Genomic DNA, 13,695 nt, shown 5'->3' on the forward strand with positions numbered 1-13,695 from the left:
AAGCGGATGAAGCCGCCAGGCCAACTGCCCCTCGTCGTGGTCCAGGAGCGCGCGGCGGCCAGCGGCCTCTCCGCGCACATCCTGCCCACGTCGGCCACGATGATCGGCGTGTGCATGACCGTCATGTCGATCGGCCATCTCGGGCCGCACGATGGCGCGCGGCTTCTGATCGACCGGCTGCTCGCCCTGGGCGCGCTGGTCTTCCTGGCCAGCGCGCTGTTGTCTTTCATCTCCATGCGTTCGCGCCGCTCGGGTGCGCGGCTGGAAGCCTGGGGCGAGACGGTGTTCATCGTCGGTCTCGGGTTGCTGGCGCTGGGCGCGGTCGCGCTGGCGTTCGCGTTGCGCTGAATTCCTGGCGCCTGTCTACCGTCCGTGGGGCGTGTTCCGCGCCGCGGCACGAGATTTGGTTCGCCGGGGATTCATTCGACGCGGAAGCGCCAGAGCACCACTGCGCCCAGGAGGCCGGCCGCAACCAGCAGGACGGCGTACGAAACGTCGGTGCCCGTCCGGGCGCCGAGCGCCGCGAATGCAATCGGCGCCAGCGCCAGCCCCGAATAGCCGAACAGCAGCACCGCACCGGTCACTGCGCCCGCACGCGCGGGCCCGGCGATGCGCGCGACCTCGGCCATCATCACGCCGTTCCAGCCGCTGGCGCTCAGGCCCACCAGCGCGAGCAGCGTGCCGAGCACCCACGCGGGCGGGGTCGCGGGCCACAGGAACAGCGGCAGGCCCGAGGCCGCCATCGACAGCCCGAGCGCGCCCAGCAGGCGACCGGTCGAAAGGCCGGGGCGCTGCGCGATCCAGCCCCACAGCAGGCGCCCCACCAGGCCCGCGCCCTGCATGAGCGCGACCAGCGATGCAGCCAGGGCGATGGGCAATTGCCAGTGGCGCACCGCATGGCTCATCACGAAAAGATTGAGGCACACCTGCGTGACCATGTAGACCAGCATGGTGGCCGTCAGCAGGCGCAGGGGCGCGGAGGTGGCCAGCTCATGCAGGCCGCTTCCTGCACTGTTCGAACGTCCCGCGCCCGCTTCACCCTGGCCGCTCTGCGACAGCGCAGCGACCGCGCCACCATCGCGCCCCACGAGCCGAAGGCACCAGAGCCCGACGCACAGCGCAAGCGACGCGACCAGCGCAAAGGGCAGCGCGGCGTGCCGGAAGAGCAGCAAAGGCAGCAGCAACGAACCGGCCATCGCGCCGATCTGGTTGCCGGTCTGCCGGATCGAGAACACCCACGGTCGGCGCGCCAGCGGCGTGACGCGCGCCAGCACCGATGCGCTGGCGGGCGTCTCCGGGCCGAACGCCAGGCCCAGAAACAGCACGGCAGGCCACAGTGCCCAGCGCGAGGGGCCGATGCCCGCAGCGTCGCAAGCCAGGCACAGCATGGCCAGCATGACGGCCGCCATGCACAGCGCCGCCAATTGCAGATCGCCGAAGCGGCGGATCAGCCGCCCGGCCATCAACGAGGAAAAGGCGCCGACCGCGAACAGTGCGCTGCCGAGCAACCCCAGCTGCTGCACTTCCAGGCCCAGCTGCGGCGCGAGCACCGACAGCGCGAAAGTGCCCGTCGCCACCAGGGCCTGTACCGCCGTCAGGGCCGGCAGCGTGCGGGCGACGGCCGTACTCACCGCGCGGCGTTGCCTTCGAGCAGGCGGGCGATGGCTTCCGGCAAGCCGCGATGGGGTTTGGCCGGCGGCGGTGCGAAGCTTCCCATCGCGGCCTTGCCCGGTTGCAGCGCCACCAGTGTTTCGGCATGGCGCACCGCGCTCGAAACGCCATCGACCACGGGCACCGGCAACTGGCCGTGCAGCGCGCGCGCCAGCCCCGCCAGCGGCGCGCCGGCCAGCACGATGACTTCGGCGCCGTCTTCGCGCACCGCGCGCTCGCAGAGTTCGTGCAGGGCTTCGGCATGGTCCGCCTGCACGTTGCCGATGCTGGCCAGCGGCCGGTCGAGCGCGCGAATGCTCGCGAGCCGGCCGATGAGCCCGTTGGCCTCGACCACCTCGCGGTACCAGGCCTGGATGCGCTGCGAAATCGCGACGATCGAGAAGCGGTGCCCCAGCATGCAGGCCGTGGCCAGTGCCGATTCGGTCATGCCGAGCACGGGCACCGGCATCACCTCGCGCAGGGCGGCAAGGCCCGGATCGCCGAAGGCCGCGACCACTACCGCGTCGTGGCCCGCATGGTGCTCGGCCGCGAGTTGCGCGGCGGCGTAGGCGCCGACGAGCGCTTCGAAGCGGGTCTCGATGTAGGCCACGCCGAAGGCGGCCGTCTGCATCGTGATCTGCGTGGCGGGCGATGCCGTGCGCCGCGCCTCGGCCTCGATCAGCGCCGTGACGCTTTCGGAAATATTGGGGTTGATGACCAGCAGGCGCATCGGGGGCCGTCGTTCTGCGGCTGTCGTTCAGCGGCGCGCGGGCATCAGCGTGGGCGCACCGCAGGCCAGCAGTTGGCCGCGTCCCGGCTGCGGGTGAAAGTCCGTGCCGTCCCACACCACTTCGCCGCGGCTGAGCGTGACGCCTGGCCAGGCCTTGAGCCGCATGCCTTCGTAGGGCGTGTAGTCGACCTCGTGGTGCAGTTGCGCGTTCGTCACCACGACGTCGCGCTCGTCCCAGATCACGAGGTCGGCGTCGGCGCCGATGGCGATCGTGCCCTTGCGCGGGTGCAGTCCGTAGGCCTTGGCCGGTCCGGTCGCGGTGAGCTCGACGAAGCGGTGCGGCGTCATGCGCCCCGCGAGCACGCCTTCGGACCACAGCAGCGGCATGCGCGTCTCCAGGCCCGGAATGCCATTGGGAATGTGGCGGAAGGCCACCTCTTCGCCATGCGGCTTCTTTCCCTCGGGCGCGTCATACCTGAAGGGCGCGTGGTCGGACGAGAACACCGTGAACAGCCCGTCGTTGAGCCCGTCCCAGATCACCTGCTGGTTGGCCTTGTCGCGCGGCGGCGGGCTGCACACGCAGCGGGCGCCCTTGTAGCTGTCGTCGATGCCCAGGTCTTCAGCGGTGAGAAACAAGTACTGCGGGCAGGTCTCGGCGAACACATTGAGGCCGTGCGCGCGCGCCCAGCGGATCTGCTCGACGGCCTCGCGGCCCGACACGTGCACGATCAGGATCGGCACGTCGACCAGCTCGGCCAGCGCGATGGCGCGGTGCGTGGCTTCGCGCTCCACCAGCATCGGCCGCGCGTGGGCATGAAAGCGCGGCGCGGTGCGGCCCGCGGCTTCGAGCCGACGGGTCAGCCATTCGATGCAGTCGGCGTTCTCGGCATGCACCATGGCCATTGCGCCGTGCTGGCGCGCCACGTCGAGCACGTCCAGGATCTGGCCGTCGTCGAGCTTCATGTCGTCGTAGGTCATGTAGATCTTGAACGAGGTGAAGCCCTCGCGGATCAGCGCGGGCAACTCGTCCTTCAGCACCGTGGGCGTGGGGTCGCTCACGATGAGGTGGAAGGCGTAGTCCACGTGCGCCTTGCCTTCGGCGCGCTGGCGATAGTCCTCGACCGCGGCGCGCAGCGACTGGCCCTTTTGCTGGGCCGCGAAAGGAATGACCGTGGTCGTGCCGCCGCAGGCCGCCGAGCGCGTGCCCGAGTCGAAGCCGTCGGCGGTGCGCGTGGGCGGCGGCATCGGCTGGTCGAGGTGGCAATGCGCATCGACGCCGCCGGGCGTTACCGCGCGGCCCGCCGCGTCGATCTCGCGCGCGCCGGGGCCCAGGGCGAGGCCGAGCTGCACGATGCGGCCGTCGCGGATGCCGATGTCGCAATGCATCTCGTCGGAGGCCGTGATGGCGCGCGCGTTGCGCACCACGAGGTCGAAATCAGGGGTCATGTATCGAGGGGAAATGAGAGAGGAGTTCAGCGCATGCGCTTGCTGATGCCCGTGAGCCGCTCCATCACGATCATGAGCACCAGCGTCGCCAGCACCATGAGGCTGGACACGGCGGCAATGCTCACGTCGAGGCGGCCTTCGAGGTCTTGCCACATGCGGATCGGCAGCATGTCGGTCGATGCGTCGCGCAGGAAGAGCGACACCGGCACGTTGTCGAACGACGACATGAAGCTGATGAACGCACCCGCCGCAATGCCCGGCGCAATGAGCGGCAGGGTCACGCGGCGAAAGGTGTAGGCGCGGCTCGCGCCCAGGCTTGCGGAGCTCTCGAGCAGCGCGGGCGGCAGTTGCGACAGCGCCGCCACCGTGGTGCGGATCACATAGGGCACGCCCACCACCGTGTGGCCGATGACCAGCGTCCACAGCGAGAGCTCGATGCCGATGCGCGAAAAGTAGATCAGCGAGGCCAGGCCGAAAGCGAGGGCGGGCAGGATCAGCGGCGACATGAAGAACGAGTCGAGCACGCGCGCCATCGTTTTCTCGGAGCGCGCGATGGCCATGGCGGCCGCCACGCCCAGCACGACCGCCAGCAGCGTCGAGGCCGATGCGACCTTCAGGCTGTTGATCACCGCGTACTGCAGCTGAAAGGCGTCGGGCAGCGATTCGTACCAGCGCAGCGAATAGCCCGGCGGCGGAAACTTGAGCGAGAAGCCATTGGTGAACGACAGCACGATCACCACGACCGTGGGCGCGAGCAGCAGCAGCGTTGCAATGGTCGCGATGGCGCCGAGCACGGCGGTCAGCGCGATGGTGGCGGGTTCGTGGCGGCGGCCTGCGCTCATGAGGCTGTCAGTCCGCGATGTGGCCGCGGCTCAGCCGGCCGAGCGCGTTGAGAAGGGTCACGCACGCCATCACGGCGACGAGGAACACGAGCGAGATGGCGGCTGCAAACGGCCAGTTCTGCAGCGACGATGCCTGCTGGTAGATGTACATGGGCATGAAGAGCATCTGGCCGCCGCCGATGAGCGACTGCGAGATGAAGGCCGTGATGCTGGCCGCGAAGGTCAGCAGGCACCCCGCAAGAATTCCGGGCAGCGTGAGGGGCAGGGTGATGCGAACGAAGGTGCGCAGCGCGCTCGCGCCGAGCGCCGACGAGGCGTCTTCCAGGTTCGGGTCGAGCTTTTGCAGCGCGGTGATGAGCGGCAGCGCCATCAGCGGAAGCTGCACGTTGGCCAGCGCCACGATCAGCCCGCCGCGCGTGTAGAGCAGCTTGAGCGGCCCCGGGATCCAGCCCATTTCCATCAGCATCGAATTCACGATGCCCTGCCGCCCGAGGATCACCACCCATGCGAAGGTGCGCACCACCACGCTGGTGAGCAGCGGCATGACGATGATCAGCATCAGCACCTTCTGCATCGTGCGCGGGCTGCGCACGTAGCTCCATGCCAGCGCATAGCCCAGCACCAGGCACAGCAGCGTGGTCTGCACGCCCAGCCAGAGCGTGTCGGCCAGCACGGGCAGCGTGAAGCCGTCGGTGGCGATCTTGATGTACTGGTCCAGGCCGAACGACTTGAGATCGGGCGTGGCGTAGAAGCTGATGACGACGAGCAGCAGCAGCGGCGCCAGGAAGAAGAGCACGAAGAACGCCGCGAGCGGCGAGGCGAAGGCCAGGCTGTAGCCCGTGGCGGGCGGGCCCTTGATGGCGGCGGTGTTCATCGTGCGGCGTGATTCAGCGGCGGATCAGAGCTTGATCTCGCGGTTGAAGCGATCGATCCAGGCCGAGCGGTGCTCGTTGATCTTCTTCCAGTCCTGGAACACGAACTTCTTCTTCATCTCGGCCGTGTCCTTGGCCAGCACCTTGGCGATCTCGCCTTCCATCTTGACCTTGCCGTTGGTCGGAACGACCAGGTAGGGGCTGCGCATCAGCTTGCCCTGCACCTCGGGCGACAGCGCCACGTCGATCAACTGCGCCGCGAGCGCCTTGTTGGGCGAGTTCTTCACGATGTGAATGCTGGTCTTGAAGGCGATGGCGCCTTCCTTCGGGGCGACGAACTCGACCGGCACGCCACGCGCCTTCAGGATCTGAATGGCGTTGAAGTTGCCGGGGCTGATGTCCACCTGCCCCTGCTGGAACAGCGCCGCGAGCGCGCCCGGGTTGGCCGCCACGGCCGCGAGGTTGGGCTTGAGCTTCTCGATGGCCTTGAAGCCTTCCTCGACGTTGCCTTCGTTGCCGCCGTGCATGCGCGCCACTTCGACCAGGAAGCCGGTGCCCAGCGTCGAATTGAGGTTGGTGATGCCGACGCGGCCCTTGTACTCGGGCTTCCACAAGTCGGCCCACGAGGTCGGCGGTGTCTTCACCGTCTCGGGGTTGTAGGTGATGCCCACGACCTGGAAGAACATCGAGGGGCCCATCGGGTCCTGGGCTTCGGGAATCAGGTCCTTGTAGTTCTTGCTCGCTGCAACCGGGAAGGGCTCGACCAGGTCCTGGCCGATGGCGACCAGGGCCGGACCCGGGTCGTGCAGCATCACGTCGATCGGCGGGTTGGTGCGCGCTGCCGAGACCTTGGCGATCTGGTCGACCGACAGCATCGCGTCGAGCAGCATGTCCTGGCCGCTGGCCTTCTTGAAGGCGGGCACCAGCACGTCGCGGTGGGCTTCCTCCCAGCTGCCGGTGAAGGTGGCGAACACCAGCTTGCGCGCCTGCGCATGGCTGATGCCGGGGAAGAGCTCCATGGCGCTCAGGGTGAGCGCGCTGCCGAGCAGGTGACGACGGGTGAGTTGCATGGCGTTCCTTGTGAGGTGAAGGACAAGAGCGGGATGAAGAAGACGCGAAGGCGGATTCAGGGGGCGGCGAACACCATCACGCTGGCGGGCGAGACGGGGCGGATCCAGACGCGGGCGCCGGTCTCGCGCGGGCCGGTGCCCGGCGCGCGCGGTTCGGAGAGCTTCAGCCGCAGCCCACCGGCGGTGCGGATCTCATGGACGATGGTCGCGCCCAGCGGCATGCCAAGTTCGACGACGCCTTCCAGCGCGCCAGCGACCTCGTCGCACAGCCGCATGTTTTCGGGGCGCACGCAGGCCATCACCTTGCTGCCGGCAGAAGGGCTGGCCGAAGCGGAAGTGGAAGTGGAAGTGGAAGTGGAAGTGGAAGTGGAAGTGGAAGCGCCGACCGGGCGCGTGCTCAGCAGCGTGCCGTTGTCCAGGCGCACCGTCGCGCCCTCGGCGGCGGAGGCTTCCAGCGTGCCCGGCAGCACATTGGCCGTGCCCACGAACTGGTTGACGAAGTAGCTGGCCGGCGTGTCGTACACCTGCGAGGGCGGCGCGAACTGCTCCAGCCGCCCCTGGCTCAGCACGGCCACGCGGTCGGCCATGCCCAGCGCTTCTTCCTGGTCGTGGGTGACGATGATGGCGGTGGTTCCGGCGGCGCGCTGGATGCGCTTGATCTCGATCTGCATGTCCAGCCGCAGGCTCTTGTCGAGCGCGGAGAAGGGCTCGTCGAGCAGCAGCACGCGCGGCTCGATGGCCAGTGCGCGCGCCAGCGCCACGCGCTGCTGCTGGCCGCCCGAGAGCTGGCGCGTGAGCCGTCCTGCCAGGTGGCCGAGCTGCACCATGTCGAGCATCTCGGTCGTGCGCCTTGCAGCCGCATTGCGGTCGGTGCCGCGTGCGGCCAGGCCGTAGCCCACGTTCTCGGCCACGGTCATGTGCGGGAACAGCGCGTAGTTCTGGAACACGATGCCCACGTTGCGCCGCGCCGGCGGCAGTTCGTCGATGCGGCGGCCGCCGACCACGACCTTGCCCGAGGTCTGCGCAATGAAGCCCGCGATGATCCGCAGCAGGGTGGTCTTGCCGCAGCCGCTGGGGCCCAGCAGCGCCACCAGCTCGCCGGCGGCGACCTCGAGCGTCACGTGGTCGACCGCGAGCGATCCACCGTAGCGGTGCACGATGTCATCGAGGGTGAGGCTTTGTCCGGCGTTCGAGTCCATACGCTTGCCTTACGCAATCACTGTGCCAACTTTGTATCCAATCTGGCGAGGCCGGATGTTCCCGCGGTATTGCAGTGAAATCTCCTGCTGGAACCGGACTTGCATGCCCACGTGCGATCGGTCGGCATTCGCCAATCCACGATGAATGTCGCACCAGATTGGATACAAACTAAATGTTATGGTGCATCCAAAAACTGAAAAGAGAGCGTCGAACATGCATGAAGACCTGCACCGCCAGAGCGCATTGCGCATCGCCCGGGACGTCAGGGACAAGAAGCTGTCCGCGACGGAGGTCGCCAGGACCTTCATCGAGCGGGCGGAGCGGCTCGACCCCTTGCTCAACGCCTTTGCGGATTTCGAACCGGGGCTGACATTGGCCGCGGCGCAGTCGGTTGATGCGCGCATCGCCGCCGGCGAGCAGCTCCCGCTCGCGGGCGTGCCGTTCACCGTCAAGGACAACCTCTGGCTCGGCGGTCGCCCCGCGACATTCGGCTCCCGGGTGTTCGCCGATTTCGTGGCGCCGCGCGACTCGTGGTGCGTGGAGCGGCTGTGCGCGCTGGGCGCGGTGCCGCTGGCCGTCACCAACTGCTCCGAGTTCGCCTGCAAGGGCATCACGGCCACGCCGTTGCACGGCGAAACGCGCAATCCGTGGGACCTGCAGCGCACGCCCGGCGGCTCTTCGGGCGGCGCGGTGGCGGCTGTGGCGGCAGGGCTCGGCCCGATCGCGCTGGCCACCGACGCCGGCGGATCGGTGCGCCGGCCCGCGGCGCATGCGGGGCTGGTGGGCATGAAGCCCACGCTGGGCCGCGTGCCCAATCCGTGGGGTTTCGACGACCCCAACCACCTGCTGTCCGTCATCGGGCAGATCGGGCGCAACGTCGAGGACGTGGCCTTCATGCTGGACGCGCTCACGGCGTGGGAGCCGGCAGACACCTTGTCGTCGCCGACCTTCTCGGTGCCCGATGCGATGGCATCGTTGCGCGAACCGCTGGGGCCGCTGCGCCTTGCGTGGTCGCCTCAGCTCGGTTGCGGGCTGGCAATCGATGCCGACGTGCTCGCCACGATGGAAGTGGCCATCGACCGCCTGCAGCGCGCGGGCTGGCAGATCGAACGCGCCGATCCCGCATGGCCCGCCGAGGCGAACGAGTACCCGCTCATCGCGCTGCAGCAGGCGGGCCTGGCGCAGCGCTTTGGCGCCGTGTGGCGCCGGACGCCGGAGCGCCTCGATCCGGACATCGGCGCGCAGATCGAACTGGGCTTCGCGATCTCCGGCACACGGGTGACGGAACTGCTGAAGCTGCGCGAAGACTTCCACGCCAGCTTCACGCGATTCTTCTCGCGCTTCGACGCCTTGCTCTGCCCCACGAGTCCGGTCGAAGCCTGGCCGCTCGGCAGCCTGGGCCCTTCGGAAATCGGTGGCCTGCCCGCGGGGCCGCGCGGCCATGCGGCCTTCACGCCGCTCTTCAACTACGGCGGTGTGCCCGCGCTGTCATTGCCCTGCGGCACTGGCCGCCAGGGCCTGCCGGTCGGCTTGCAGATCTCGGGGCCGCGCTTCGCCGATGCGCGCGTGCTGCAACTGGCGTGGCACGCCGAACAGATCCTGGGCGTCGGGCCTGCGTCTCCGCTGATGGACTGAGGTACCTGAAGGCGCGTGCGTTCAGCCGAACAGCACGTCCGCCAGATCGACTTCCTGCACCGCCTGCGCATCGAGCTTGAGCGCGTTCTCGATGTGCCTCAGATGCTCGACCATGAGCTGCGCCGCGGTCTTCGGGTCGCGTGCCTCGATGGCGTCGATCAGCAGCGCGTGCTCGTCGTTCGGGCAGGCGACGGCCGTCGGCGCCTCGAAGGTGAGGATCGCCAGGCAGGTGAGCGGCGTGAGCTCGCGCATCAGCCGCGAGAGGATGCTGCTGCCCGACAGCTCGGCGAGCAGCACATGGAAATCGCCCGAAAGGCGCACGGCCTGCCGACGGTCGTCGCGCGCATGCGCCTGCTGTTCGCGCTTGACCAGTGCGCGCAACTGCTTGACGGCGGTCGGCGCCTTGCCGGCTTCGATGCGCTCGATCAGCCGCGCCACCACCGCCGGCTCCAGCGTGCGGCGCACGCCGAGCACGTCACGCGCCTCGTCGGCGCTGGGCATGGTCACGAAAGCGCCCCGGTTGGGAATGAGCGTGACCAGCTGCTCCACGGCCAGCCTTTGCAGCGCCCCGCGTACCTGCGTGCGGCTCACCGCGAAGAGTTCGGCCACGCGTTCCTCCGAGAGCTTGGTGCCGGGCAGGAGCCGGTGTTCCACGATGGCGTTGTAGACGCTCTGGTGGATATCGGCCTGGCTCGCGACGCTGCGCGTTGCGGGCAACGTGGTCTTGGAGGTGGTGGATTTGGATTTGTTCATTGGCTGACAACAGTTCTCGCCATCATGCAAGCAAAAGTTCGGCCCGCCCGAAAGGGGTGGATACAATTTAGAAGTTGGATCGTATCCAATCGTTAGAGATTCGGCACGATTCTGGCTTGCAGGCCTGCCATCCCCAACGGAGAAGAACCATGTCGCGCACGCTGATCGGAATGCTGACGCCCTCGTCCAATACCGCGCTGGAGCCGGTGACCAGCGCGATGCTGGCGGGGCTGCCCAACGTCAGCGCGCACTACGGCCGCTTTCGCGTCACGGAGATCGCGTTGTCCAGCGGGGCGCTCTCGCAGTTCGACGACCGCGAGATCCTCGCCGCCGCCGAACTGCTGTCGCATGCCCGCTGCCAGGTGATCGGGTGGAACGGCACCTCGGCGGGCTGGCTGGGCTTCGAGGCCGACGAGCGGCTGTGCGCCGCCATCGCGCGTGAAACGGGTGCGCTGGCGTGCACTTCGGTGCTCGCGCTCAACGAGGCGCTGAAGGCCACCGGCGTGCGGCGCCTGGGCCTGGTGTCGCCTTACCGCGCCGACGTGCAGGCGGCCATCGTGCGCAACTACGCCGCGTCGGGCATCCAGGTGGTGGCCGAACGCCATCTCGGGCTGCAGGACAACTTTTCTTTCTCCGAGGTGAGCGCAGAGGAGATCCGGGACATGGTGCGCGCCGTGATGACCTCGCCTCTGGACGGCCGGCCCGAGGCCGTGGCGATCTTCTGCACCAATCTCTTCGGCGCGCCGCTCGTGGCCGAGCTGGAGGCCGAGTTCGGCGTGCCCGTCTACGACACCGTTGCCACGGTGGTGTGGAAGGCGTTGCGCCTGGCGGGTGTGGACACCCGGCCGTTGGCGGGTTGGGGTCGCCTCTTTCTTTCCTGAATCCGCCGCCGGGGCATCCCGGATTGCCCGCAGCCGCGCATCGGAACGGATGTCAACGCGGGCTGGACGCAGAACGAGTTCGCAATGTTCGGCGGCTCCGGTCCTCGGGGCGGCGATGCGAAGGTGAAGCGCTCGATCAACGGTTCGCTGGGCGTGCGCGTGAAGTGGCGACCCGGCTCGTCGCTGCCTTCAGGCCGGCTCCATGCCGTGGCGGCGCTTCGATTCGACGCTGCCCGCCGAGACCATGAAGTCGAGCAGGGCACGCACCGCATCCGGCTGCTCCGAGCCGATGGCCGGCGCCGCCGAGAAGGTCGTGACGATCTGGATCTCCGGCGGCAGGGGGCCGAGCAACTCGATGCCTTCGACGCCGATCAGCTCGCTCATCTGCTGGAACCCCAGCGCGGCATCGCCGCGCGCGACCAGCGACCCGACCGGCACGCCGGGCGGGGCCAGGACCAGCCGGTCGCGCAGTTCATCGGCCATGCCCCAGCGCTCGAACAAGGCGATCAACGCGACGCCGCTCGGGCCCGTCGAATAGGCGATGCTGGCCGCCGCCCGCACGGCGGTGCGGACCGCATCGCCGGTGGAGACGTCGGGCCGCTGAGCACCGGCGGGCACCGCCACACCGACGCCCGACCGGACGATATCGACCTTGCCAGCCGCGTCGAGCTTGCCCGCGGCGATGAGCTTGTCGATCGCGTCCGAGGCCAGGGCCACCACGTCGAAATGCTCGCCATCGGACACGCGCCGCGCGGCATCGACGCCGCCCACCGCGAGGAACGAAACCGACACCCCGATGCGCTGCGCATGCGCGGCCGCGAGTTCGTCCAGCAACCCGCGCGTTGCCATCGAGCAGATTCCCCGAAGCGGCGTCGCCATGGGATCAGTCCGGCTTGATGTTGGCTTCGCGAATCAGCTTGCCGTAGCGCGCCGCGTCGCTCTTGAGCAGTGTCTCGAACTGCGCCGTCGGCCCCGGCAGCGGCACGCCACCGGCCGCCGCGAGCTGTTCGCGCACCTCTTTCGAATCGATCGCCTTCTGCACGGCATCGTGCAGCTTCTCCAGCACCGGCTTCGGCAGTCCCGCCGGCGCCACGAAGCCATACCAGACGCTGGCCTCGAACCCCGGATAGCCCGACTCGGCCACCGTCGGCACGCCGGGCAGCACGGCGGAACGCTCGGTGCTCATCACCGCCAGCACCTTCAGCTTGCCGCCCTTCACGAGCGGCAGCACTTCGAGCGCATTGACCGCCACCACGTCGACGTGGCCGCCGAGCACGTCGGTGATCGCCTGCGCGCCGCCCTTGTAGGGCACGTGGCTCAGCTTGAGGCCGGCGGTGTGCTGGAACAGTTCCATCGCCAGGTGCGGCGTGGCGCCGTTGCCCGGGGTCGCGACCGTCACGCCGCCCGGCTTGGCCTTGGCGGCGGCCACGAACTCGGGCAGCGTCTTGATCGGCGAGCCTTCGCGCACCGCGAACACCACGGGCACGCGGCCGACCATCGAGATGGGCGTGAAGTCGTGGTCCAGGTCGTAGGGCGCGGGCTGGTACATCGACGGGTTCACCGCGAGCGCATTGGCCGCCAGCAGCAGCGTGTAGCCATCGGGCGCGCTCGAGGTCAGCGACTTGATCGCGATGTTGGTGCCGGCGCCCGGCTTGTTCTCCACGACCACCGGCTGGCCGAGGATGCCCGCCATGCGCTGGCCGACGGAACGCGCGATGGCATCGACCGCGCCGCCGGCGCTGTAGCCGACGAGGATCTTCACGGGCCTGGAGGGATAGGCGTCGGCGGCGGTTGCGGAAGTCCAGGCGCCGAGCGCCAGAGGGGTGGCCAGGGCCAGGGTCAGCAGTCGGCGGCGAAGGGAGCGTGTGTTCATGGTTTCAGGGGGAAGAGGAGGGGGCGTCCCAGATCTGCGGGCGCCGCTCAATCGATATAGCGCAGGCCCGCCTTGGCCAGCGGCTCGCGCATCGCGTACATGTCCAGGCCCAGTTCGCCTGCGGCGAAGCGCTCGCGCTTGGCGGTCTCGTTGGCTTCGCGGGCCTCGGCCGCATCGGCCACCTGCTGTGCACGCGATGCCGGCACCACCACCACGCCGTCGATGTCGGCGACGATCACGTCGCCCGGGTTCACCAGCGCGCCCGCGCACACCACCGGCACGTTGACCGAACCGAGCGTTGCCTTGATGGTGCCCTTCGAATGGATCGCGCGGCTGAACACGGGGAAGTTCATCGCGTTGAGGTCGCGCACGTCGCGCACGCCGCCGTCGATCACCAGGCCCTTGCAGCCGCGCGCCTTGAACGAGGTGGCCAGCAGGTCGCCGAAGAAGCCGTCGGTGCTGTCGCTGGTGCACGCGGCCACGACGACGTCGCCGGGCTGGATCTGCTCGGCCGCGACATGCAGCATCCAGTTGTCGCCGGGCTGCAGCAGCACGGTGATGGCGGTGCCGCAGAAGCGCGCATCGGGGTGGATGGGACGGATGCGCGGCTGCATCAGCCCCAGGCGGCCCAGCGCCTCGTGCACGGTCGAGACGCCGAAGCGGGAGAGCTTTTCGACGGCGGCCGGGTCGGCGCGCACGATGTTGCGATGGACGACGCCGAGTTGTTGGATGGTGCTGGACAT

The 13,695-nt window shown here is 68.9% G+C and carries 14 protein-coding genes; 3 read left to right on the forward strand and 11 right to left on the reverse strand.

Going from position 1 to position 13,695, the window contains the following annotated elements; translation table 11 throughout:
• Positions 1 to 6: 6 nt before the first annotated feature.
• Complete coding sequence (locus BM133_RS05195; protein WP_093432098.1) at positions 7 to 348, forward strand: hypothetical protein; 342 nt, start codon at positions 7 to 9, stop codon at positions 346 to 348.
• 71 nt (positions 349 to 419) lie between these two features.
• Here the strand turns inward: BM133_RS05195 and BM133_RS05200 are convergent, their stop codons facing one another.
• The 7 genes from BM133_RS05200 to BM133_RS05230 are packed head-to-tail and all read right to left on the reverse strand — an operon-like array spanning position 420 to position 7,809.
• Entirely contained in the window at positions 420 to 1,631 is a 1,212-nt protein-coding gene (locus BM133_RS05200) for an MFS transporter (RefSeq protein ID WP_093432100.1), read from the reverse strand.
• Complete coding sequence (locus BM133_RS05205; RefSeq protein ID WP_093432101.1) at positions 1,628 to 2,380, reverse strand: aspartate/glutamate racemase family protein; 753 nt, start codon at positions 2,378 to 2,380, stop codon at positions 1,628 to 1,630. The genes BM133_RS05200 and BM133_RS05205 overlap by 4 nt, the downstream gene beginning before the upstream one ends.
• A 27-nt stretch (positions 2,381 to 2,407) precedes the next feature.
• Positions 2,408 to 3,826 carry a dihydropyrimidinase gene (gene hydA / locus BM133_RS05210; protein ID WP_093432103.1) on the reverse strand — a complete coding sequence of 473 codons (1,419 nt, stop codon included), beginning with the start codon at positions 3,824 to 3,826 and terminating at the stop codon, positions 2,408 to 2,410.
• Between the two features lie 26 nt (positions 3,827 to 3,852).
• Positions 3,853 to 4,668: an ABC transporter permease gene (locus BM133_RS05215; protein WP_093432104.1), complete on the reverse strand. Its 816-nt coding sequence runs from the start codon at positions 4,666 to 4,668 to the stop codon at positions 3,853 to 3,855.
• A gap of 7 nt (positions 4,669 to 4,675) precedes the next feature.
• Positions 4,676 to 5,542, reverse strand: coding sequence for an ABC transporter permease (locus tag BM133_RS05220; RefSeq protein ID WP_093432106.1), 867 nt, complete (start codon positions 5,540 to 5,542; stop codon positions 4,676 to 4,678).
• Positions 5,543 to 5,566: 24 nt separating this feature from the next.
• Complete coding sequence (locus BM133_RS05225) at positions 5,567 to 6,610, reverse strand: ABC transporter substrate-binding protein (protein WP_093432107.1); 1,044 nt, start codon at positions 6,608 to 6,610, stop codon at positions 5,567 to 5,569.
• A 56-nt stretch (positions 6,611 to 6,666) separates the two neighbouring features.
• Positions 6,667 to 7,809 (reverse strand): ABC transporter ATP-binding protein, encoded by a 1,143-nt coding sequence (locus tag BM133_RS05230; RefSeq protein WP_093432109.1) that lies wholly within the window; start codon positions 7,807 to 7,809, stop codon positions 6,667 to 6,669.
• A 214-nt stretch (positions 7,810 to 8,023) separates the two neighbouring features.
• Between BM133_RS05230 and BM133_RS05235 the strand changes: the two genes are divergently transcribed.
• Positions 8,024 to 9,445, forward strand: coding sequence for an amidase (locus tag BM133_RS05235; RefSeq protein ID WP_218158344.1), 1,422 nt, complete (start codon positions 8,024 to 8,026; stop codon positions 9,443 to 9,445).
• A gap of 21 nt (positions 9,446 to 9,466) precedes the next feature.
• Here BM133_RS05235 and BM133_RS05240 read toward each other — a convergent pair whose 3' ends face one another.
• A complete protein-coding gene (locus BM133_RS05240) occupies positions 9,467 to 10,198 on the reverse strand; it encodes a GntR family transcriptional regulator (protein ID WP_093432110.1) in 732 nt (243 codons plus the stop codon).
• A 149-nt stretch (positions 10,199 to 10,347) separates the two neighbouring features.
• On the opposite strand from BM133_RS05240, the gene BM133_RS05245 reads away from it, so the two are divergent.
• The gene (locus BM133_RS05245; protein ID WP_093432112.1) at positions 10,348 to 11,079 is read left to right on the forward strand and encodes a maleate cis-trans isomerase family protein; all 732 of its coding nucleotides are present in this window, start codon (positions 10,348 to 10,350) and stop codon (positions 11,077 to 11,079) included.
• A 189-nt stretch (positions 11,080 to 11,268) separates the two neighbouring features.
• On the opposite strand, the gene BM133_RS05250 is transcribed toward BM133_RS05245, so the two are convergent.
• Genes BM133_RS05250 through ligK form a run of 3 tightly spaced genes read right to left on the reverse strand, consistent with a single transcriptional unit; the run spans position 11,269 to position 13,695 of the window.
• Complete coding sequence (locus tag BM133_RS05250; protein ID WP_177224729.1) at positions 11,269 to 11,958, reverse strand: substrate-binding domain-containing protein; 690 nt, start codon at positions 11,956 to 11,958, stop codon at positions 11,269 to 11,271.
• A 4-nt stretch (positions 11,959 to 11,962) separates the two neighbouring features.
• Positions 11,963 to 12,952 (reverse strand): Bug family tripartite tricarboxylate transporter substrate binding protein, encoded by a 990-nt coding sequence (locus BM133_RS05255; RefSeq protein ID WP_093432115.1) that lies wholly within the window; start codon positions 12,950 to 12,952, stop codon positions 11,963 to 11,965.
• A 47-nt stretch (positions 12,953 to 12,999) separates the two neighbouring features.
• On the reverse strand, positions 13,000 to 13,695 hold the full coding sequence (gene ligK, locus BM133_RS05260; protein WP_093432116.1) for a 4-carboxy-4-hydroxy-2-oxoadipate aldolase/oxaloacetate decarboxylase: 696 nt from the start codon (positions 13,693 to 13,695) through the stop codon (positions 13,000 to 13,002).

Source organism: Variovorax sp. 770b2 (genome assembly GCF_900115685.1).
Classification (GTDB): Bacteria; Pseudomonadota; Gammaproteobacteria; order Burkholderiales; family Burkholderiaceae_C; genus Variovorax.

What these genes read in the sequence shown, in the direction of transcription:
- hydA (WP_093432103.1), bottom strand. Translation starts at nt 3,826, where the DNA reads ATGACCCCTGATTTCGACCTCGTGGTGCGCAACGCGCGCGCCATCACG.
- BM133_RS05215 (WP_093432104.1), bottom strand. Translation starts at nt 4,668, where the DNA reads ATGAGCGCAGGCCGCCGCCACGAACCCGCCACCATCGCGCTGACCGCC.
- BM133_RS05220 (WP_093432106.1), bottom strand. Translation starts at nt 5,542, where the DNA reads ATGAACACCGCCGCCATCAAGGGCCCGCCCGCCACGGGCTACAGCCTG.
- BM133_RS05195 (WP_093432098.1), top strand. Translation starts at nt 7, where the DNA reads ATGAAGCCGCCAGGCCAACTGCCCCTCGTCGTGGTCCAGGAGCGCGCG.
- BM133_RS05245 (WP_093432112.1), top strand. Translation starts at nt 10,348, where the DNA reads ATGTCGCGCACGCTGATCGGAATGCTGACGCCCTCGTCCAATACCGCG.
- BM133_RS05205 (WP_093432101.1), bottom strand. Translation starts at nt 2,380, where the DNA reads ATGCGCCTGCTGGTCATCAACCCCAATATTTCCGAAAGCGTCACGGCG.
- ligK (WP_093432116.1), bottom strand. Translation starts at nt 13,695, where the DNA reads ATGTCCAGCACCATCCAACAACTCGGCGTCGTCCATCGCAACATCGTG.
- BM133_RS05235 (WP_218158344.1), top strand. Translation starts at nt 8,024, where the DNA reads ATGCATGAAGACCTGCACCGCCAGAGCGCATTGCGCATCGCCCGGGAC.
- BM133_RS05225 (WP_093432107.1), bottom strand. Translation starts at nt 6,610, where the DNA reads ATGCAACTCACCCGTCGTCACCTGCTCGGCAGCGCGCTCACCCTGAGC.
- BM133_RS05255 (WP_093432115.1), bottom strand. Translation starts at nt 12,952, where the DNA reads ATGAACACACGCTCCCTTCGCCGCCGACTGCTGACCCTGGCCCTGGCC.
- BM133_RS05230 (WP_093432109.1), bottom strand. Translation starts at nt 7,809, where the DNA reads ATGGACTCGAACGCCGGACAAAGCCTCACCCTCGATGACATCGTGCAC.
- BM133_RS05240 (WP_093432110.1), bottom strand. Translation starts at nt 10,198, where the DNA reads ATGAACAAATCCAAATCCACCACCTCCAAGACCACGTTGCCCGCAACG.
- BM133_RS05250 (WP_177224729.1), bottom strand. Translation starts at nt 11,958, where the DNA reads ATGGCGACGCCGCTTCGGGGAATCTGCTCGATGGCAACGCGCGGGTTG.